This is a genomic window from Cytobacillus sp. ABV4_503, assembly GCF_056158445.1.
Genome location: NZ_JBSWTH010000001.1, coordinates 138,629 through 157,435 on the forward strand (window position 1 = coordinate 138,629; position 18,807 = coordinate 157,435).

At 42.4% G+C, this 18,807-nt stretch carries 20 protein-coding genes, 1 pseudogene and 3 riboswitches; of the genes and pseudogenes, 16 read left to right on the forward strand and 5 right to left on the reverse strand.

Going from position 1 to position 18,807, the window contains the following annotated elements; genetic code table 11:
• Positions 1 to 154: 154 nt before the first annotated feature.
• The 5 genes and pseudogenes from ACXAD1_RS00625 (at position 155) to ACXAD1_RS00645 (ending at position 5,289) form a co-directional block, all read left to right on the forward strand.
• Positions 155 to 1,519 (forward strand): aspartate kinase, encoded by a 1,365-nt coding sequence (locus ACXAD1_RS00625; protein WP_474909174.1) that lies wholly within the window; start codon positions 155 to 157, stop codon positions 1,517 to 1,519.
• A gap of 297 nt (positions 1,520 to 1,816) precedes the next feature.
• The gene (locus ACXAD1_RS00630; protein ID WP_474909175.1) at positions 1,817 to 2,455 is read left to right on the forward strand and encodes a glycosyltransferase; all 639 of its coding nucleotides are present in this window, start codon (positions 1,817 to 1,819) and stop codon (positions 2,453 to 2,455) included.
• Between the two features lie 135 nt (positions 2,456 to 2,590).
• Positions 2,591 to 3,779 (forward strand): annotated as a pseudogene (locus tag ACXAD1_RS00635) (MFS transporter).
• 189 nt (positions 3,780 to 3,968) lie between these two features.
• Positions 3,969 to 4,068, forward strand: a riboswitch (glycine riboswitch).
• Positions 4,069 to 4,215: 147 nt separating this feature from the next.
• Positions 4,216 to 5,082, forward strand: coding sequence for a formyltetrahydrofolate deformylase (gene purU, locus ACXAD1_RS00640; protein WP_474909176.1), 867 nt, complete (start codon positions 4,216 to 4,218; stop codon positions 5,080 to 5,082).
• An 81-nt stretch (positions 5,083 to 5,163) separates the two neighbouring features.
• Positions 5,164 to 5,289, forward strand: a complete 126-nt coding sequence (locus ACXAD1_RS00645; protein ID WP_019380090.1) for an FbpB family small basic protein — start codon at positions 5,164 to 5,166, stop codon at positions 5,287 to 5,289.
• Positions 5,290 to 5,847: 558 nt separating this feature from the next.
• Here ACXAD1_RS00645 and ACXAD1_RS00650 read toward each other — a convergent pair.
• Positions 5,848 to 6,159, reverse strand: coding sequence for a hypothetical protein (locus ACXAD1_RS00650; RefSeq protein ID WP_370223511.1), 312 nt, complete (start codon positions 6,157 to 6,159; stop codon positions 5,848 to 5,850).
• A 324-nt stretch (positions 6,160 to 6,483) separates the two neighbouring features.
• Here ACXAD1_RS00650 and ACXAD1_RS00655 point away from each other — a divergent pair, with 324 nt between their 5' ends.
• From ACXAD1_RS00655 to ACXAD1_RS00675, 5 genes are all read left to right on the forward strand, one after another.
• A complete protein-coding gene (locus ACXAD1_RS00655; RefSeq protein WP_474909177.1) occupies positions 6,484 to 8,238 on the forward strand; it encodes an alkaline phosphatase D family protein in 1,755 nt (584 codons plus the stop codon).
• Between the two features lie 15 nt (positions 8,239 to 8,253).
• Positions 8,254 to 8,460, forward strand: coding sequence for a twin-arginine translocase TatA/TatE family subunit (locus tag ACXAD1_RS00660; RefSeq protein WP_206845324.1), 207 nt, complete (start codon positions 8,254 to 8,256; stop codon positions 8,458 to 8,460).
• A gap of 166 nt (positions 8,461 to 8,626) precedes the next feature.
• Positions 8,627 to 9,622 (forward strand): hypothetical protein, encoded by a 996-nt coding sequence (locus ACXAD1_RS00665; RefSeq protein ID WP_206845323.1) that lies wholly within the window; start codon positions 8,627 to 8,629, stop codon positions 9,620 to 9,622.
• A gap of 318 nt (positions 9,623 to 9,940) precedes the next feature.
• Complete coding sequence (locus ACXAD1_RS00670; RefSeq protein WP_197204417.1) at positions 9,941 to 10,066, forward strand: FbpB family small basic protein; 126 nt, start codon at positions 9,941 to 9,943, stop codon at positions 10,064 to 10,066.
• A 14-nt stretch (positions 10,067 to 10,080) separates the two neighbouring features.
• Positions 10,081 to 10,863, forward strand: coding sequence for a TerC family protein (locus ACXAD1_RS00675; RefSeq protein WP_206845320.1), 783 nt, complete (start codon positions 10,081 to 10,083; stop codon positions 10,861 to 10,863).
• A gap of 55 nt (positions 10,864 to 10,918) precedes the next feature.
• On the opposite strand, the gene ACXAD1_RS00680 is transcribed toward ACXAD1_RS00675, so the two are convergent.
• Together ACXAD1_RS00680 and ACXAD1_RS00685 are read right to left on the reverse strand one after the other, a co-directional pair.
• Complete coding sequence (locus tag ACXAD1_RS00680) at positions 10,919 to 11,467, reverse strand: GNAT family N-acetyltransferase (RefSeq protein WP_206845317.1); 549 nt, start codon at positions 11,465 to 11,467, stop codon at positions 10,919 to 10,921.
• Between the two features lie 78 nt (positions 11,468 to 11,545).
• On the reverse strand, positions 11,546 to 12,037 hold the full coding sequence (locus ACXAD1_RS00685; RefSeq protein ID WP_244671319.1) for a DUF2269 family protein: 492 nt from the start codon (positions 12,035 to 12,037) through the stop codon (positions 11,546 to 11,548).
• Between the two features lie 323 nt (positions 12,038 to 12,360).
• Here ACXAD1_RS00685 and ACXAD1_RS00690 point away from each other — a divergent pair, with 323 nt between their 5' ends.
• Together ACXAD1_RS00690 and ACXAD1_RS00695 are read left to right on the forward strand one after the other, a co-directional pair.
• Positions 12,361 to 12,498 carry a hypothetical protein gene (locus ACXAD1_RS00690; protein ID WP_206845312.1) on the forward strand — a complete coding sequence of 46 codons (138 nt, stop codon included), beginning with the start codon at positions 12,361 to 12,363 and terminating at the stop codon, positions 12,496 to 12,498.
• Between the two features lie 130 nt (positions 12,499 to 12,628).
• Positions 12,629 to 13,474 carry a TVP38/TMEM64 family protein gene (locus ACXAD1_RS00695; protein WP_370223500.1) on the forward strand — a complete coding sequence of 282 codons (846 nt, stop codon included), beginning with the start codon at positions 12,629 to 12,631 and terminating at the stop codon, positions 13,472 to 13,474.
• A 62-nt stretch (positions 13,475 to 13,536) separates the two neighbouring features.
• Here the strand turns inward: ACXAD1_RS00695 and ACXAD1_RS00700 are convergent, their stop codons facing one another.
• Positions 13,537 to 13,908 (reverse strand): PaaI family thioesterase, encoded by a 372-nt coding sequence (locus tag ACXAD1_RS00700; RefSeq protein WP_206845308.1) that lies wholly within the window; start codon positions 13,906 to 13,908, stop codon positions 13,537 to 13,539.
• A 188-nt stretch (positions 13,909 to 14,096) separates the two neighbouring features.
• Between ACXAD1_RS00700 and ACXAD1_RS00705 the strand changes: the two genes are divergently transcribed.
• The 3 genes from ACXAD1_RS00705 (at position 14,097) to tenA (ending at position 17,058) form a co-directional block, all read left to right on the forward strand.
• Positions 14,097 to 15,206, forward strand: a complete 1,110-nt coding sequence (locus ACXAD1_RS00705) for an alpha-hydroxy-acid oxidizing protein (protein WP_206845306.1) — start codon at positions 14,097 to 14,099, stop codon at positions 15,204 to 15,206.
• A 124-nt stretch (positions 15,207 to 15,330) separates the two neighbouring features.
• A riboswitch (TPP riboswitch) is annotated at positions 15,331 to 15,447 on the forward strand.
• 112 nt (positions 15,448 to 15,559) lie between these two features.
• Positions 15,560 to 16,048 carry an energy coupling factor transporter S component ThiW gene (thiW, locus tag ACXAD1_RS00710; protein ID WP_206845303.1) on the forward strand — a complete coding sequence of 163 codons (489 nt, stop codon included), beginning with the start codon at positions 15,560 to 15,562 and terminating at the stop codon, positions 16,046 to 16,048.
• A gap of 159 nt (positions 16,049 to 16,207) precedes the next feature.
• Positions 16,208 to 16,309: riboswitch (TPP riboswitch) on the forward strand.
• Between the two features lie 59 nt (positions 16,310 to 16,368).
• Positions 16,369 to 17,058, forward strand: a complete 690-nt coding sequence (tenA, locus tag ACXAD1_RS00715; RefSeq protein ID WP_474909178.1) for a thiaminase II — start codon at positions 16,369 to 16,371, stop codon at positions 17,056 to 17,058.
• Positions 17,059 to 17,078: 20 nt separating this feature from the next.
• Here tenA and ACXAD1_RS00720 read toward each other — a convergent pair whose 3' ends face one another.
• Entirely contained in the window at positions 17,079 to 17,786 is a 708-nt protein-coding gene (locus tag ACXAD1_RS00720) for a DUF1287 domain-containing protein (protein ID WP_474909179.1), read from the reverse strand.
• Positions 17,787 to 17,891: 105 nt separating this feature from the next.
• Here ACXAD1_RS00720 and ACXAD1_RS00725 point away from each other — a divergent pair, with 105 nt between their 5' ends.
• Positions 17,892 to 18,725, forward strand: a complete 834-nt coding sequence (locus tag ACXAD1_RS00725) for a TIM barrel protein (RefSeq protein ID WP_474909180.1) — start codon at positions 17,892 to 17,894, stop codon at positions 18,723 to 18,725.
• Positions 18,726 to 18,807 lie beyond the last annotated feature (82 nt).

Genomic DNA, 18,807 nt, shown 5'->3' on the forward strand with positions numbered 1-18,807 from the left:
ATAATCACGCGAATTAATCATATTTAATATATCTACATACCTTTGTGTATTTTTATGGTGAACATCTGTGTTTTTCAGATAGAATTTTCTCTTGATTTCTTTGCGGATAAGAGTAAAATAAAGATTAAATTTTCAGAGATTAGGAGATGTCAGAATGAAAGTCGTGAAGTTCGGAGGATCTTCTTTAGCATCCGGAAAGCAAATCGAGAAGGTTTTCAATATTGTAAATGCAGATCCAGAGCGGAAGATAATAGTCGTCTCGGCTCCTGGTAAGCGATTTTCAGCAGACAATAAGGTTACTGATTTATTAATCGCATGTGCAGAAAAACGGAATCAGGGGGAGGCAGCTGATGACTTGGCTGAAGCTGTATTGGATCGGTATGGCCAAATAGCTGATGAATTGGAGCTTGATCCAAAAATTAAAGATATAATTAGGGAGGATCTTTTTACAAGGCTCTCCAGCGATACAGATGATCCTGAAGTTTTTATGGATCTGATTAAGGCGAGCGGCGAGGATAATAACGCTAAGCTTGTTGCAGCATATTTTCAGCAGCAGGGAGTAGAAGCAAGGTATGTGAACCCGAATGAAGCGGGATTGCTTGTAAGCCCTGAGCCCGGAAATGCACAGGTTCTTCCTGAGGCATATGAGAATCTATATTCCTTAAGGGAACAGGACGGGATTATCATTTTTCCAGGTTTCTTTGGATATAGCAGGGAAGGGCAGGTGTTCACATTTTCAAGAAGCGGATCGGATGTAACAGGTTCCATTTTGGCTGGGGCAGCCAAAGCGGACTTGTATGAAAACTTTACAGATGTGGATGCTGTATTTTCGGTAAATCCATTTATTGTGGAAAGTCCTAAAGAAATCAAAGAATTGACATACCGCGAAATGCGGGAGCTCTCCTATGCAGGTTTTACCGTCCTGCATGATGAAGCACTTGTGCCGGCATTCAGGGCTGGTATTCCTGTGCAGATTAAAAATACGAATAATCCATCTGCTCCTGGCACCAGGATTGTGAACAAGCGCGCTAACACAAACGGACCTGTGATCGGGATTGCCAGTGATCAGGGATTCTGCAGCATATACGTCGGCAAATACTTAATGAACAGGGAAGTAGGCTTCGGGAGGAAGCTGCTGACCATTTTGGAAGAGTATGGCCTCAGCTATGAGCATACGCCGTCAGGAATTGATGACATCTCCATTATTCTTCGGGAAAACCAATTTACTGATGGTATGGAGGAAGAGATTCTGAGCCGTATTCAACGTGAACTTCACGCGGATGAGGTGAAAATCCAGCACAGCCTGTCGCTTATCATGGTAGTTGGTGAGGGGATGCGCCAAAACATCGGAACAATGGCCCGCGCCTCCAAAGCCCTCGCTAAAGCGAAAGTCAATATGGAAATGATCAATCAGGGCTCATCTGAAGTGAGCATGATGTTTGGCGTACAGGCAGTGGATGAAAAACGCGCGGTACAGGCGCTTTATAATGAGTTTTTTGCTGCGGTGGCAGCTGTGTGATCATTATCCGAAAGTAAATCTGTTTAAACGAAAGTAAAATGATTTATCTGAAAGTAAAATGATTTATCCGAAAGTAAATCTGTTTATCTGAAAGTAAAATGATTTATCCGAAAGTAAATCTGTTTAAACGAAAGTAAAATGATTTATCTGAAAGTAAATAGGCTTTATATGCAAATAAATCAAACGTTTGATTGAAAAAGCTTGGGGCATTAGCCTCGAGCTTTATTTTATGGAATGAAAAATCTTAAGATAATCAAAATAAGAAGGAACTTTTTCAATCTGGAAGGAGAAAAGGATATGAAGAAATTACTGATACTGGGAATAATGCTGATGATGCCGCTGAATATGCTGGCAGCTCCAGGCAATGCAGCTGCACAGAAACCGTGTATCACACAATCAGAGGTTAAGTTTGAAAATGAATTCCGCAGATTATGGATCGACCATGTATTATGGACAAGCAATTATATTACAAGTGCTACAACAGCCGGGGCGGAGGATCAGAAACAGGTTCTGGCAAGGCTCTTGAAAAACCAGGAGGATATCGGCAATTCGATAAAGCCCTATTATGGAGATGCTGCAGGAAATAAGCTTACAGAACTGCTTAAGGAGCATATAGTTATTGCAGGAGATATTGTGGAAGCTGCCAAGAGCGGGCAAGGCGCAAAAGTGAATCAGCTGAACAAAGAATGGCATCGCAATGCCGATGATATGGCTGCTTTTATAAGCAATGCCAATCCTAATCTGAAAAATGAAGATGTTAAAAAGTTGCTGTACACGCATCTCGAATTAGTGACGGATGATTTAACAGCGAGCCTTGTTAAGGATTGGGATGCCAGAATTGTTTCTATTGATGACGGGGTGACACATATTATCATGATGGCAGATGCCATTTCAGATGCAGTTGTGAGGCAATTCCCGGACAAATTCAAAGGGTGAATATAAGAGGCTTCAGCACATGCTGGAGCTTCTCTTATTTTTCCTTTGACAAAGCAGCCTGTCTCATTATAAGCTATTTAGCGTGCCGAAAAAAATAATGTAAATTTTTCACATATAGAAGGAGGGATATCCGCTATGTCTGGGGATCAAAAGAAAAAGATGATCATATTGATGATCAATATGTTTATTGCGATTGGAAGCTTTGGGATTATTATTCCGATTTTGCCGGCTTATTTGGAATCCATTAATCAGGGGGGAACGGCAGACAGGCCTGATGATTGCCATTTTTGCGGGTGCCCAGCTGATTTTTTCTCCCATTGCTGGAAAATGGGCTGACCAGTATGGCCGCAGAAAGATGATTATTTACGGGTTAGCTGGTTTGACACTATCCATGCTTGTCTTTTATGCAGTAGATTCCATTTGGCTGCTTTACTTTTCACGTGTCATTGGAGGCATAGGGGCAGCCTTGCTGATTCCAGCAATTTTTGCTTACATTGCTGATATTACTACCATGGAGCAGCGTGCAAAGGGGAATGGCCTTGTCTCAGCTGCGATGTCACTTGGAATTGTGGTTGGGCCTGGAATTGGCGGATTTTTGGCAGATTTCGGCTTGAAAATGCCATTTCTGATTTCAGCGCTTGTATCTCTAGTGGCTGTTATTTTTTCAATTGTGCTCCTCGAAGAAAGCAGCACATTGCAGACGGTGCCAGGAGAGATGCCTGAAGAGGAACCGATGGTCAAGAAGCTGGCAATGTCTGTTAAGAAGCCATATTTTATTCCGCTTGTTATTACATTGGTGATGAGCTTTGGGCTAATGGCGTATGAATCTGTGCTGGGGCTGTACCTTGATAATGAGTTTGCTGCTACTCCACAGGAAATTGCCATTATGGTGACTTCAACGGGGGTCATTAGTGTTATTGTTCAGTTATTTGTAGTCGATCGGGTGGTTAATAAATTCGGAGAAGGCAAGGTATTGAATATCTTTTTAGCTGTTGCAGCGTCAGGATTCCTTGTCTCACTGTTTGCAGGCAGCTATGCGCTTTTCTTCGTTATTTCACTGATCATTTTCCTTGCTACTTCCATCCTGCGTCCCGTTTTAACCACGCTAATCTCAAAAATGGCCGGCAATGAGCAGGGATTTGCGATGGGTATGAACAATGCTTATATGAGTATTGGAAACGTGCTTGGGCCAACGATTGCAGGTGTACTTTACGATGTCCGGATAACCTATCCGTTTGTTCTCGGTCTGGCCTTATTGATCGTTACATTGTTTATCACGATTGCCTGGCAGAAAAAGGAGCCGAAACCGAAAGCGGCTGTATAGAAACGGCTTGGAGACTTTGTCTTCAAGCTTTTTTTTGTTTTTTCTGCCATTTATTCAAGACCAAATTATAAATCGGCATTGAAAGAATCATAATTGGCTTTAATTGTGGCAATTTTGTGAAAGAAACGCAGTTCGATTGACATAGTGCAAATAATGTATTATTCTGAAAATAACAAAAATATTGAGCGAATGACGGCTGCGGGAGAGAGCATTCAGTAGCCACCGAAGGAGCAAGCTTCAAAAATACCCTTGAAGCCAATCTCTCAGGTAGACAGATCGCAGTCAGACGCATCTCTGGAGAGCGCGCAGGAATCCTGCGACACCAAAGGGGTTAAACTCTCAGGTAAAAGGACAGGGAAGGGGGATAAAGAAGCCGCCTTTTTCTGTCCTTTTTATATGGATGGCAGCTTCGGGAAAAGCAGATGGAGGAATCTATATGAATACAAATATCAATGCAAACAGGGCGACATTGCTGATATCCTGTCCTGAGAGGCCAGGCATTATCTCCACAGTCTCCAATTTCCTGCTGGAGCATAAGGCTAACATTGTCCATTTTGACCAGCACACAACCGATCCGCTGGCAGGCATCTTCTTTATGAGGATTGAATTCGATATGAACCATTTTGATGAGTCCTTTTCAAAACTGAAAGAGGATCTTCCTGAAATGGCCAGGGAATATTCAATGGAGTGGAAGCTAAGCGGCAAAGGCGAGCGCAAGCGGATGGCCATATTTGTTTCTAAGATGGATCACTGTCTGCTGGAGCTGCTATGGCGCTGGAAATCGAAGGAGCTTGAAGTGGATATTCCCTTGGTGATCAGTAATCATCCCGACATGAGGGAAGTGGTGGAGGGTTTCGGAATACCTTATCATCATGTTCCGATTACGCCTGACACTAAAGCTGAAGCCGAGCAAAAGACGGTGGAGCTGCTGGATGGAAAAGTAGATTTCATTGTACTGGCAAGATATATGCAGATCCTTTCGCCCAGCTTTATTTCCAAATATCCAAACAGGATTATCAATATCCATCATAGCTTTCTGCCAGCCTTCGTGGGAGCCAATCCTTATGCACGGGCGTTTAACCGCGGAGTCAAGCTGATTGGGGCAACAGCTCATTATGTAACGAATGATTTGGATGAAGGCCCGATCATTGAGCAGGATGTCCAGCGGGTTAACCACCGACACACTGCACAGGATCTCAAAATTGCAGGACGGCATGTGGAAAGACAGGTCCTCGCTCAGGCAGTCGCCTGGCATGTGGAAGACAAAGTCATTGTGCATGGAAATAAGACGATTGTATTTTAGGTGACAGACACCATGCACTGTCAAAAAAAATAGATCCAGCATCCAGGAGATTACAGACATCATGAGAGAAGGTGAGCAGAAATGAAAAAGAAAAAATTATCAATGCTTGAAATGATTAAGGCAAATAAAGAGGAGCTTTTAAAAGATAGCCGGGAGCTTGAAAAAATTGAAAAGAAAATAGACGATAAATATGCAAAAGCACAGTAAGAGTGTACACCCGGCCTGGGAGTAAAAATGGCCGGGTGTTTTTTTATGGAGCTGAGTTACGAAGTGAAAATGGCACGAGATGCTATTGAGGATTAGTGTCTGCGGGAAGAGCATGAAATGAACGAAGGGAGCTAATGAGGGAGAATAGCGTCTTTGAGGAGAGGTATGAGGAGTGAAGGGAACTAATAAGGATGAATAGGGCCTTTGGGGAGAGATAAGCGGGAGTGAGGGGAACTGATAAAGGATGAATAGTGCCTTTGAGAAGAGGCAAGCCGGAGTGAAGGGATCTAATAAGAATGAGCAGTGCCCCAGAAGAAGTGAAAAGGGACGAAAAAAACTAATGCAGAAAGGTAGGTTCCCCATGATAGAAGCATTAAAAACACCCAGGGACTCCCTGGGTGCCAAATTCTTATTTTTGTCTAAAGAAATCTGTGAAAGCATGATACATTTCCATTCCCTGATAAAAGAACAGGCTGGAAGCTGTTAATGAAAATAACCCAATCATTAAGAATCGAATCCACATTATTCGTTTCCTCCTTTAATTGTTTTGTTGGACAATTAAGGAGTGTGGATTACATAATTCGCCTCGTAGAAGATGGGATTATAGAATATCTTCTTCCTGCGGGCGATGATGTGCAGGGCACTGTATATAAAAAGGATAATGGTTAGGATTGTGATGGCTAAAGAAATTATACCCTGTATGAAAATATGTTTTTTAGGATCATCTTTTATTAGAAAGCTCTCGGAAAAGTCCGAAACAGTTACCGCTTTGCTTTGGTCCATTGGTATATCATTAAAATGGACCCCAGGGTACTGGGTGATGAGGAAGGTTAAAAATACAGACAGCATTAAAAATGGCATTAACTTCATTTTTTTCACTTCCCTCACCCCTTTTCAAGATTATAACTATCATCATAACCACTATTTATAGATTAGTAAACTAAAAGATTTTGACAGGATTCGTTAATATTCTATGTATATATTGTAAAAATAGTTGGGACAAATGTTACAGAGGTACAAAGGTATTTTGACCGCAAGTCTAGAATATCGGTTGAATAAATATCCATATCCTTACAAAAGTCCTGTTAAAATTGGCAGAGATATTGTCATCCTCCTTTACATATCTTCATATTGCTTTAAAAAAAGCCTCTTATAATCAATTGTGAATCCAGTTTGAATTAAGAGGTGAAGAAAATGAACAATGATAGGTCGATTGATGATTTAATCAAGAAGTTTAATGAAGAGAACTTGAAGAGGGACATTGACCGCCGGAGCTTTCTATCTGGTGCAGGGAAAATTGCCGGTTTTTCTCTTGCCTTGGCTATGGCGCAATCATTAGGTGTGGGTAATCTAACAGTTGAGGCTTCTCCTAAGTTCAGCAAATATCCTTTTACCCTCGGTGTGGCATCAGGAGATCCTCTTTCGGACAGTGTGGTTTTATGGACAAGGCTTGCACCAGAACCGCTTAATGGAGGAGGGATGCCTTCTCATGCTGTGCCAGTTAAATGGGAACTTGCTGCAGATGAACATTTCCGAAAAGTTGTTAAACGCGGGACAGAAATTGCAGTGCCTGATTTGGCGCATTCTGTGCATGTGGAGGCAGAAGGCTTAATGCCGGACACTGTATATTATTATCGTTTTAAATGTGGAAATGAACTAAGCCCAATCGGCAAAACAAAGACACTTCCTGCTGCGGGTGCCAAAGTATCAGGGCTATCATTTGCATTTGCTTCATGCCAGCAGTATGAACATGGATTTTTTACTGCCTATCAGCATATGGCAAAGGAAAATTTGGATTTTGTCATTCACCTTGGCGACTACATATATGAATATGGACCAAATGAATATATTTCACCAACAGGAAATGTCCGCCACCATAGCGGACCGGAAATTATCTCTATTGAAGATTATCGGAACCGCCATGCTCAGTACAAATCTGATCCGCATCTGAGAGAAGCTCATGCTGCTTTCCCTTGGGTGGTAACTTGGGATGACCATGAAGTGGAAAATAACTATGCAGCAGGGATTCCGGAAAAAGGCCAGTCAGCTGAAGCATTTATAAAACGCCGTGCAGCCGCTTATCAGGCATATTATGAGCACATGCCTCTCCGGTTATCTTCCATGCCAAATGGTGATGGTATGCAGCTGTATAGGGAATTCAGCTATGGCAGCCTGGCATCATTCCTTGTGCTTGATTCCCGGCAATATCGTGATGATCAGGCAAATGGTGATGGCAGCAAGCCGCATACGCCGGAGTCCCTTGATCCAAACCGCACTCTTCTCGGCAATGACCAGGAAAAATGGGTTGAAAGCAATCTTGCCAGTTCCAATGCGCATTGGAATGTCCTTGCACAGCAGGTGTTCTTTGCCCAGAGAAACTTCGGGACTATGGCTTCGCCGAAGTTCAGCATGGATGCATGGGATGGTTACCCTGCTGCCCGGCAGCGTTTGGCTGATTTTGCTGTTTCAAACAATATCGGAAACCTAATTGTTCTGACTGGAGATGTACATGCAAGCTGGGCTTCCAATATTCTAACAGACTATAATGATCCAAATGCAAAGCTGATTGGGGCCGAATTTGTCGGAACCTCTATCACATCAGGAGGAAACGGATCAGATGTGAGAGCGGATACGGAAAAGACGCTTGCAGAAAATCCGCATATTAAATTCTTTAATAATTATAGAGGCTATGTCCGCTGCCGGGTAACACCAGAGCAATGGCGTACAGATTATCGGGTGCTTCCTTTTGTAACAGAGCCTGGGGCGGATATATCAACGAGAGCATCCTTAGTCTTTGAAAAAGACCGGGCTGGCTTGAAGCAGGTTTCGGCTACAGCTGTCCCTCAGGGAGTTCGAATATCTGCTGAGGTGGAGGAAGATCGCCATCACGCTCATTCAAGGGCACATGAAAAGCAGCTTAAGAAAAAGCGAGAAAAGGTATTACATTAATGGGACGGTGAGAAGATGATTTCCAACATTGGCATTCCAGGCTTAATTCTTGTTCTTGTCATTGCATTGATCATATTTGGGCCATCCAAGCTTCCTGAAATCGGGCGGGCATTTGGGCGGACCTTAACGGAGTTTAAAAGTGCGGCAAAGGATTTGGTATCAGATGAGGAAAAGAAGGAAGAGAAAAAGCCGGTACTTTCAGCCTTGAAAAAAGAAAAGTAGGAGAGTAAATGCAGGCGATATGTTCGTCTGTATTTTTTTACGTATCATATGTGAAATATTTCACATAAAATTCACTTTTGAATAATCCTCTGGAATGAAAAGTATAATATATTAATACTGTACTTATATTGTTTACCTAAAATGCCATCAGGGAGGCAAGATCATCATGAAAAAAATATTCCAGTTTTTATTTATAGCAGGTTTTGCCATGACGCCTTTTTTTGCGAGCGCACATGTGAAATGGTTCACGAATGTGACGCCTCAAAAGGAAACGATTGAAAATATATTATCACCTTTATTTATGGGACTGGCACTGACAGCTGCGATTGTACTTGCGATGCTGACATTGATTATCCCAAGGACAGCGGAATGGGGCAAAGTTAAAATGATGGATGACTGGCTCTCAGGATTCCGCAAATACAGCAGGTATATCCTTAAGTATGGTACAGCTGCAGCATTAATAATTCAGGTGACGAATGGAACTATATTTGCCCCTGAATTTCATTTAACCAATACGATTGCAATGATTCTAACTTGGGCAGTTATTGGCTTTCTGCTTATTCCCCATCACATCTCTACAAAGGCCGGAGCCGTTATTTTATTGGGGCTATTTGTGTACGTTACCCTACAGAATGGCATTTTCCATATGCTTGATTATGGATATTATGTTGCCATTATAGGAGTCTTGCTGGTCGGCAGTACAAAGCTTGAGCAGGTTGGATTTCCATTTCTGTATTTAGGTACAGGGTTATCTTTATGCTGGGTTGCTGTTGAAAAATGGGTATATCCAAGCATGTCTCTCGATATTGTAGCCAATCATGGAGTTCCCACATTCGGCTTTGCACCGGCTGCATTCGTTGTTATGGCTGCTTTCATTGAGTTTGTTGTCGGTTACCTTCTGGTGGTAGGGATCCTTAACCGGGCAGTTGGCTTCGTGGTGACGGTTATTTTTATTACAACCACGATGCTCTTTGGAATGACAGAAGTAATTGGCCATTTTATGATTCATATTGTGCTGATTATCTTCATCATTGAAGGAGTGTCTTTCTATAACCCGCCTATTAAGCTTCATAAAACCAAGGCTGATCAATTTGTATTTGTTTTCCTGAACTTTATTTTCATCCTTGCGACATTCATTCTGATTTATTACAGATTTGCATAAGGGTTGACACCTTTAGTGAAATAGAATATGATTAACGTATAGTTGAATAGTTTCTCCTAAAGGGGAGTAGCTTTTACAGCAGAGTCGTCATTTCGGAGTTAAGAGCTCCCGGCTTTGTTGGCAACCTTAACGTTGTTAGCAAGACCTTTGCCTGTTTCGGGTAAAGGTCTTTTTGTTTTTTAAAACCTTTACCGCTTGCTGGTAGAGGTTTTTTTATTGCCTGATATAGCCTGGCAATGGAAATCCTCAATCGACATAACTGCAGGGAAACAGTGCGAAGCTTTCAATACTTAAAAAATAGAAGGAAAGGAGACCAAGATGAAAAAAGCAAAAGTATCATTTGCAGAATTAATTAAGAAAAACAAAGAAGAGCTGCTGAGAGATCAGGAATTGCTGGCTAAAATTGAAAAACGTTTAGACGAAAAATACACAAAGGTGAAATAAGGGAGGGTGTTTAGATGGAATTATCACTCATACTTGAGTATGGATGGGTATTGCTGCTGCTTGTGGCGCTGGAGGGTTTATTGGCTGCTGATAACGCGCTGGTCCTGGCGATTATGGTTAAACACCTTCCTGAGGAGCAGAGGAAGAAGGCTTTATTTTACGGGTTGGCTGGAGCGTTTGTTTTCCGCTTTGGATCGTTATTTGCGATTTCATATTTAGTAGATGTATGGCAGGTTCAAGCCATTGGAGCGCTATACCTTCTGTTTATCGCGGCTAATCACATATTAAGAAAGTTCCTTGTGAAAAAAGGCGAGGAAGAGGCAGAAATAACGAAGGAAAAGAAACAATCTGGTTTTTGGCTGACAGTTTTTAAAGTTGAACTGGCTGATATAGCATTCGCTGTAGATTCCATTCTGGCAGCGGTCGCTCTGGCCGTGGCTCTTCCGGATTCAGGACTTGGCCATGTAGGGGGGCTTGATGGCGGAAAGTTCTTTGTCATCTTTGCCGGCGGTATGATCGGATTGATCATTATGCGTTTTGCTGCAAACCTCTTTGTAGATCTGCTTCACAGGAGGCCAGGACTTGAGGTTGCAGCATTTGGTATTGTCGGCTGGGTTGGTGTTAAACTGGCTGTCTATACAATGTCCCATCCGGCGCTGGCGATCCTGCCTGAAGGATTTGCCAAGTCGACCGAATGGAAAGTTACTTTCTATGTAGTCTTAATTGGAATAGCACTAGCTGGATGGTTCCTCTCCAAGGAAAAACAGGAAGTGCCAGCTGAAGAAAAAGCAAGCTAAATCAAGCAGGGCGGAGTATATCCGCCCTGTTTTTTTTATGTAGAGGATAATTCAATCAAACGTTTGATTGAATACCCCTGAGCCCGGCGCTGGCCTGCCATTCAGCTTTCAGGATGCTCATTTCTATCAAGTTCCAATAATCATTTCTAACTCTATTGGTCTGCCTGAGAAGTCCTTCTTTTTGGAAACCTGCCTGCTCGTAAATCTTAATAGCAGGCAGGTTAAAATCGAAAACCCCAAGACTGATTCTATTTAATTTCAGCTCTTGGAACGCTAAGTTCAGGATTTGATGAATCATTTCTGAAGCATACCCTTTCCCCCGTGCTGCGGGGCAGATGAAAACCTTGCCAATCCTAGCAGTTTCGTTGACACGGTCAACTCTGCCAAGGGAAATATGACCGACGATTTCATCGTTTGCCATAACTTTGTAGATATATTCCGTGCTGGATTCCAGATTCGCTGAGCTTATATACTTAGCAAGCTGCTCATGATCAAGCGGGAATTTGAAATGGGCACCGCTCCACTGAACCATTAATTCCTGTGTGCTGATCCAGCTGATGAGCAAATCGAAATCTTTTTCTGTAAAAGGTTCTAATTTTACCATGGGAATCTCCTTCTTATTAATTAAGCGTATGATTGAAATGCTTGGTTTAAAAATGATAGTCGGGATGGACTGCCAGCTTTATTTTTGCCTTTTCTTTTTCCACGGACGCAAGACGGATATTGCAAAAATGAAAAGGGTGACTGCAATTTGAAAGTAGACGGCATACTGGCGAACAGTATGATTATCTATGAAAACAGGATTTGTCAGCGCCTTACTGCCTTCTGCCTCAAGCAGGGCCAGATTTTCCACCATTAATTCATCAACAATTGTAATGCCGACAATAGTTTGGATAATAAATAAAATCCATTTAATTGTTAGCCATCTGTGCTTGAAAAACCCCCAATTTGTAAAACAGCCATAAATAATGCCCACTAGTAATGTGCCGACAGCACCAGTGCGCACAATGTAGTCGCTGATAGCCACCACGTTTTGGTACATGTCCAATGTTTGATCATAAGCAGCTAACTTCATGTTGAAATTCAAAACGAGTGAGCTCATGATCCCTCCGAAAAATAAGGAAGCCAGAACGATATGAAGAATTTTTAGCCATCTGGCTGCTTTTGTTCCCATCTTTTTCAACCTTTTTCCCTCCTTGTTAAATCACTTTATAAGTGTAGCAAGGGAAAAAGGCGGTCCCTATCAGCTTGAGCAGTAAATTGGGATAGGGCTTGGGGCTTAGTTTTCTTATTAACTTTTATTAATCACGTTGTATGCACCCAGTAGTTTTCCATTAGGATCCAATCTTGTTTTATGGGATTTCAACATATTAGTCCTTCCTTTCAATTGATGTTTTACCTATTTTACAAAGGGCCTGAAAAATCCTTCTATATATGCGTGAAATGCAAGGATTGGTACATATTAATTTAGAGAACTATAAGGAAGGAGCAAGTGAATTGACCAGAAAAGATGAGCAAAATAAAGAACAGACACAAGGCCCAAAGGAAGAGAGGGAACTTGTCAATGAGTTTGGAAAATATAAAGGGGAACAGCCGGTTCCGCAGCCTAAGGATTATGATGAGATAGAGTATTAAAAAAGCAGGATCAGTCCTGCTTTTTTTATATTTAAGTCTCTGGCCTTAGAATATTTTAATGCTAAGGGAGCTTTAACCTCCTTGTATTCTTTTCTACACTATAGTTAAGAAAAGCAAGAGGGGAAAATGTATGAATGGAAAAATTGAGGTTGGTTTTCATGGACTTATCATTTTAATAGCATCGCATATATTGCTTAATTTAATGCCGACACTTTTGCCCGTTTATAAATGGGTTATGATTGCAGGCATGGCTGCCATATTAGTGATGGATTTTTACTTTTTTGCTGCAGGCAAGTTCTCACGATTGAAATACAGCAGACTGGCACTGATTTATATGTTCAGTCTGCTGTTAATAGTTTTTATTACCTTTTATTTAACAAAGATAGTTGTTCTGACTGATGCATATGGGTTCGAGAGAATGCTTAGGGAATATGAAGCCGAGGGCAAGTTCATCTTTTTCTTGGTTTGCTTTTTACAGCCCATTCTTTTGCCGCTTCCTGAAGCCGTAACACTTCCTGCCGGAAGTGCCGTTTTCGGTCCGGCTGCAGCTGCCTTTCTTGGATTCACAGGTACACTATCAGGGATTATTGTTATGTTCTTGACTGCAAGGATAGGAGGATTAAAGCTTGTATCCCGGTTTATAAAGGAGCGGCATCTGATCAAATACCAAAAATACATGGAGAAAAATGAAAACACCATACTAATGCTGCTGTTTGTTATTCCGATATTGCCAGATGAGATCATTTGTGTTGGAGCAGGAATGGGTGGTGTTTCATTTAAAAAGTTCCTGGGAATTGCGTCTATTTCCAAAATGGCAACATCCTTGCTGCTGGCTTACTCTCTTTCATTGGCCAATGCATTATCTTTATCTGGCTCACAGCTTTTATTAGTCGTTTCGGTTGTGATAGGGGTATTTTACAGTGTATTTCACTTTTATAAAAAGAAGAAGAAAAGAAACTACAAGGATTGTCCGTAAGCTTTAAATGGTTCCTCCTATCGCTGTCAGTGAAACTATTCAGGCAACGATAGGATAATCACTCAGATAGATGCGAAGATTCCCGATGCTTTGGCAACCAGCTGATCCCGGTCGTTATAAATCAGGCAGTCTGTGTGGTTAAGGGTGCGCCCTCTTTTCACAAGGTGAGCATTGGCGAGAAGAAATTCACCTGTCGCCCCCTTTAGGAAAGTGACCTTTAAATCAGCTGTCACCACGGATTGCATCTGGTTTTCATCCGGCTCGAAAATATTCCCCATCGCTACATCCGCAAGAGTGGAAATGATGCCTCCATGAACCAGCCCCGCGCTGTTAATAAAGAGCGGCTGGATTGGCAAAGTCACTTTCATATTGCTTTCACTGATTCTTTCGTAATGGAATTTCAGAAATTCATCAAAAGGCTGTTTGATTAGCATTTTGCACACTCCAATTTCATTAAGGTTAAAATGTTTATTCACGATTTTTAATTAAATCCCTGCTTATTGCAGCTAATTTATATAGGAAAGGCTGCATTCCTGTGAATCTATGATTTTATTAGATGGTTTCTTAAAATCCAAAAAAGTGTTATTATTTTCAATAAATTCAAAAAAGGCGGGGCTGGAATATGGCAAAAGTAGAGAATATTAGTTTCGCGGAAAACTTTCCTATTTCATTTAAGGAACTGGAAGAAGAAGCAGAGAAAGTAATGGGAGCTGGCGGATTTGGCTATGTCCAATCAGGAGCCGGCGGAGAAGAAACGCTGAAAAAGAATATAGAATCCTTTGCAAAATACTCAATTGTACCGAGAATGCTGAGGGATGTTTCAGTGCCGGATATAAGTGTGAATTTATATGGAAGAACGTATCCTTATCCAGTTTTCCTGGCACCGATTGGAATGCAGCGCCTTGAACACAGTGAGGGAGAGCTTGCATCTGCCCGGGCGGCAGCTGCGTTTGGAATTCCTTTTATCCAAAGCACTGTATCCAGTTATTCCATTGAAGAAATCGCTAATGCAACAGGCGCGAGCCCAAAATGGTTCCAATTATATTGGTCCAATTATGAAGATGCTGCGTTCAGTATGGTGCGGCGAGCGGAGGAATCCGGCTATGAAGCCATTGTGTTAACTGTTGATACGGTGATGATGGGATGGAGGGAAGCGGATCTAAGAAACAATTTTTCACCGTTAAAGCTTGGCTATGGAAAAGCAAACTATGAGAGCGACCCAGTCTTTATGGCCTCTCTCCATGACGGGGATGTAGTTCAGGGAATCCTTGATAATATCCATCATCCGACATTGAGCTGGGAGCATATTGCAAGGCTAAAAGAGAAAACAAGTCTGCCGATTCTATTAAAGGGCATTCTCCATCCGGAAGATGCCAGGCTGGCTGTTGAAAAAGGGATAGACGGAATCATCGTTTCCAATCATGGCGGAAGGCAGCTTGATGGAGTGATTGCAGCGATTGATGCGCTTGGACCGATCGTGAAGGAAGTCAAGGGGCGGATTCCAGTATTGTTTGACAGCGGCATTCGCCGAGGATCCGATGTGGTCAAAGCACTGGCATTAGGAGCCGACGCAGTTTGCCTGGGGCGGCCATATGTGTACGGATTGGCCATTGGCGGGCAGGCTGGGGTTGAAAAGGTGATTGCCAACTTTATAGAAGAAACGAAAGTATCGCTTTCTCTGGCAGGGGTGGGGAGCCTAAAGGAGGTAGCGGGTCTGCAGCTGGTTCGATAGTTTCGGAGCATAAATTGAAGAGTTCTTAATACATTGCATCAAAAAAAGTATTTAAGCAAAAAGATTGATGACAGTGCCGGAATAATTTGATAAGCTTGAGATAGCTTATCAAACTAAATATCTATGCAACTACTAGGGGTGCCCCGAATGTGCGGGCTGAGAGGAAAGCGCGTTATAGCTTTCTGACTCTTATGGACCTGATCTGGTTAATGCCAGCGGAGGGAAGTAGGATTTGACTATATGTCAATTCATATACTTAAACCAAGCCAGGTCCTTATGGGAATCTGGCTTTTTTGTATACATACTTCTCATCCTGATAAGCAATCAGGCGGCCCTTTAGAAAGGAGGTTTAGATGAACAGAACCCGATTGTTAACTACGATGGCTTTATTTGTGGCAATTGGGACACTGGGTTCCCATTTGCTCTGGTTTCCGGCAGGCATAGCAAAGGCCTATCCGGTGCAGCATGCGGTGAATGTATTGGCAGCGGTGACGCTTGGACCCCTGCCTGCAGCAGCTGTGGCATTTATGATTGGCCTGCTTCGTAATTTGCTTGGATTCGGGACGCTGCTTGCGTTTCCAGGAGGCATGATCGGTGCGTTTTTGGCAGGTGTGCTTTATTTGAAGTTCGGCCGGAAAATATGGGCTGCTGTAGGAGAAGTGGTAGGTACCGGCTTAATTGGTGCATTGTTTGCAGTACCTTTTGCAAAGGTTCTCATGGGGAGCTCAGCTGGGGCATTCTTCTTTGTGCCGCCATTCCTGGTCAGCAGCATTGCCGGTGCGTCCATAGGCTGGATGGTTTTGGCAAAGGTTAAAGAGAAGAACTTGGTTCAGAATATGTGATGATTTTGGGCTGGCGAAGCTAGTTGAGTAAGCAGATAAGCGGAGTGCAGCATAGCAATCTGACTTTATGAGCGATTTTTAAGAGTTATGGGCGAAATCCAAAATTTATGAGCGAAAAACGTCAAGTTAGAAAATCGGTAAAAAACAATTAGAATGTTAGAAAACTGCTAGGGGCGCTACGGCTGAGATAAGGAGCTTTTCCTTTGTCCCTTGGAACCTGATCTGGATAATGCCAGCGCAGGGAAGCAGTGAGGACCTCGTTATATATCCTCATGCTTTTTCCCCGGCAGCTTCTGTAATGAATAAGGAGGCTATTTTTTATGACTTTTTCAGAGATTCTGCGCAAAGAAAATGAAGATTTGTTTCAGCTGATATTTGAGCACCCGTTTGTCCAGGGTATCGGGAGAGGGGACGTGCCGAAAGAGGCGCTGGCCCATTACATTAAAGCGGACTTTGAGTATCTGAATGCGTTCATGCATATTTATGGGATTGCCATTTCAAAGTCTGCAGAGCGTAAGGATATTTCTTATTTTAATCAGCAAATAGAATTTGTATTGAACAGCGAAGTACATCCCCACCATAATTTTTGCCAGCAGATTGGGGTGGATTACGAAGCATTGCAGGGCTATCCGCTCCCTCCAACAGCTGATCATTATGTTAAGCATATGATGTATCATGCCCACACAGGCGGCATGGGTGAGATCCTTGCTGCATTATTGCCTTGTCCATGGACTTATTGGGAGATTGGGCTTGAACTCATGAAGCAATATGAGCCAGATGAGAACCATCCGTTTTATCCATGGATCTCTTTTTATGCAAATTTAAGGGTCGAAGCTGTGACCATGAATATGAGGAACCGTTTGGATGAGCTTGCTGATGCGGCATCACCGGAAGAAAGGCAGCGAATGAAGGATGCTTTCCGAAAAAGCTGCCAGCTGGAGCTTGGCTTCTGGGAGATGGCTTATACCTGCGAAGAGTGGCCGGCGGGCAATCCTGCAGCAGTCAGATAAGAAAAACGCCTGCATCTGCTTTATGGCAGTGCAGGCGTTTTTTCAAAATCCCATCTGTAATGAGCGGTAATGGGAGTCTTAAAAGAAGATAGTTTTACTTCTGCTGCAAATGGTGTGGAGTTATGTATAACATATGGAATGCCATCTTTCGTCCGTTTGTCAGATATGATTGCCACATGGTTGAATTTAGGAGAAAGGAAAACCACAATGTCACCCGGCTGCCATTGCTGAAGGTTCTTACCATCTCCTGGATTCAGTTCAGTTGTTAATGACTTTGCGAAGCGGCTAAAGAAGACATTCTGGTTTGGCACCCTTCTAAAATCAATGTTCGGATCAGGCTTGCCCTGCACTCTTGAATACAAGTCCGTATTCTCGGCGATATCCTGATCAATAAGATCCTTTAAGGTTACATCAGCCCCCTGGAATCCCCTCCAAATCACATCTGTACAGACACCTTCGCCATCGGGCGGATAGCCTCCCGCATAGTAGGCACTTTTATATGGCGTGCGCTGGTCTACTTCTTTTCTGGCTGTCAGGACCATATCTAGCGGATCGGCAATGCCGTTTAGATTTGAATCGGCCTGTGAATATTCAGAAGGCACTGCTATTTTCTTTGCAAAAGGACTTTCGAAATGAATGCCGATGGAATCCAGAATAATTCCATTTCGGAAAAAAAGAATGAATAAGAACAGTATTCCGATTATGAAAGCAAACACTTTTTTTATCATAAAAAGTCTCCTCATGTATTTTAATGATTAGACGGCATTATTTTCCAATGAGTTACATGAAGATATGATAAGATTGTTATAAAGATGCATAAAAGAGGGGATATTATGGCTCATCATATAGGGATATCGGGAAGTGTCATTTTGTCTGACAGCAAGCTGTTTCATGAACTTTTTAAACGTCATTTGCCGCATATAGAGATAGGCGAATTTCAAGATGAGGAAGCCTTTCGCTGCTTTATTGAAATGCTGGGTAAAACAAACAAAAGCTTTGGTCTTCATTCGCCTCTTTTCCGGGGGAAAAGCAAATATGATTTGCTGGAAAAGTTCAGTATGAATCCGGAGGAAGCCTGGATTCAGTTTGAGGAGGAAGTGGAAAGGATGTCCCGGCTTAGGGCTGAATACATATTGGTGCACTTCCCTTACTTTAAAAAGGAAACCAGCAGGAATCCGGCAGAGGTCATTGAGGAGGGACTAAAGAAACTTAGTGTTCTCCAGAGGAAATATGGGATTTTGATTGTGTGTGAACCTAAATTGGGATTCAAACAATCGCCAGCAGGAATTCAATATCTTGACCGTTTTTCTGTAGAGACATGGAGGAAATACGGACTCGGACTTTGTGTTGATATCGGGGATTATATATTGGCCGCTGGCGAGAAGGCCATAAAATATATAGAAAAATGGACCGAGTTCGTGAGAGTCGTTCATTTACATAATGTTGAATACCAGGGCGATAAATATATTTGGGTACCTGTGCATCCATCTCATGAGAATGATGGCAGTCATCATAAAATTAAGAAACTGATGGATTTTTTAGCAAAGGAATGTGAGGAAGTATTTTTTGTCATGGAGTACACTCCACACACGAACCCTCCGGAAAAAATGGCAGAAGAAGGTATCAGGTGGGCAATAGAGGTGATTGAAGAAGGATCTGCTAGTTAGGCAGCAGGCCCTCCTAGCAGAATTTTGTGCAGGTTGAAAATGAAAGGTTATCATAGTGAGTATGGGAATAACCATGTATATA

Bases quoted from the DNA above. Each gene is read 5' to 3' on its own strand.
- ACXAD1_RS00625 (WP_474909174.1), top strand. From the start codon at position 155: ATGAAAGTCGTGAAGTTCGGAGGATCTTCTTTAGCATCCGGAAAGCAA.
- tenA (WP_474909178.1), top strand. From the start codon at position 16,369: ATGACTTTTTCAGAGATTCTGCGCAAAGAAAATGAAGATTTGTTTCAG.
- ACXAD1_RS00680 (WP_206845317.1), bottom strand. From the start codon at position 11,467: ATGGTAAAATTAGAACCTTTTACAGAAAAAGATTTCGATTTGCTCATC.
- ACXAD1_RS00660 (WP_206845324.1), top strand. From the start codon at position 8,254: ATGATTTCCAACATTGGCATTCCAGGCTTAATTCTTGTTCTTGTCATT.
- ACXAD1_RS00645 (WP_019380090.1), top strand. From the start codon at position 5,164: ATGAAAAAGAAAAAATTATCAATGCTTGAAATGATTAAGGCAAATAAA.
- ACXAD1_RS00675 (WP_206845320.1), top strand. From the start codon at position 10,081: ATGGAATTATCACTCATACTTGAGTATGGATGGGTATTGCTGCTGCTT.
- thiW (WP_206845303.1), top strand. From the start codon at position 15,560: ATGAACAGAACCCGATTGTTAACTACGATGGCTTTATTTGTGGCAATT.
- ACXAD1_RS00655 (WP_474909177.1), top strand. From the start codon at position 6,484: ATGAACAATGATAGGTCGATTGATGATTTAATCAAGAAGTTTAATGAA.
- purU (WP_474909176.1), top strand. From the start codon at position 4,216: ATGAATACAAATATCAATGCAAACAGGGCGACATTGCTGATATCCTGT.
- ACXAD1_RS00705 (WP_206845306.1), top strand. From the start codon at position 14,097: ATGGCAAAAGTAGAGAATATTAGTTTCGCGGAAAACTTTCCTATTTCA.
- ACXAD1_RS00700 (WP_206845308.1), bottom strand. From the start codon at position 13,908: ATGCTAATCAAACAGCCTTTTGATGAATTTCTGAAATTCCATTACGAA.
- ACXAD1_RS00650 (WP_370223511.1), bottom strand. From the start codon at position 6,159: ATGAAGTTAATGCCATTTTTAATGCTGTCTGTATTTTTAACCTTCCTC.
- ACXAD1_RS00685 (WP_244671319.1), bottom strand. From the start codon at position 12,037: ATGGGAACAAAAGCAGCCAGATGGCTAAAAATTCTTCATATCGTTCTG.
- ACXAD1_RS00665 (WP_206845323.1), top strand. From the start codon at position 8,627: ATGAAAAAAATATTCCAGTTTTTATTTATAGCAGGTTTTGCCATGACG.
- ACXAD1_RS00725 (WP_474909180.1), top strand. From the start codon at position 17,892: ATGGCTCATCATATAGGGATATCGGGAAGTGTCATTTTGTCTGACAGC.
- ACXAD1_RS00630 (WP_474909175.1), top strand. From the start codon at position 1,817: ATGAAGAAATTACTGATACTGGGAATAATGCTGATGATGCCGCTGAAT.
- ACXAD1_RS00695 (WP_370223500.1), top strand. From the start codon at position 12,629: ATGAATGGAAAAATTGAGGTTGGTTTTCATGGACTTATCATTTTAATA.
- ACXAD1_RS00720 (WP_474909179.1), bottom strand. From the start codon at position 17,786: ATGATAAAAAAAGTGTTTGCTTTCATAATCGGAATACTGTTCTTATTC.
- ACXAD1_RS00670 (WP_197204417.1), top strand. From the start codon at position 9,941: ATGAAAAAAGCAAAAGTATCATTTGCAGAATTAATTAAGAAAAACAAA.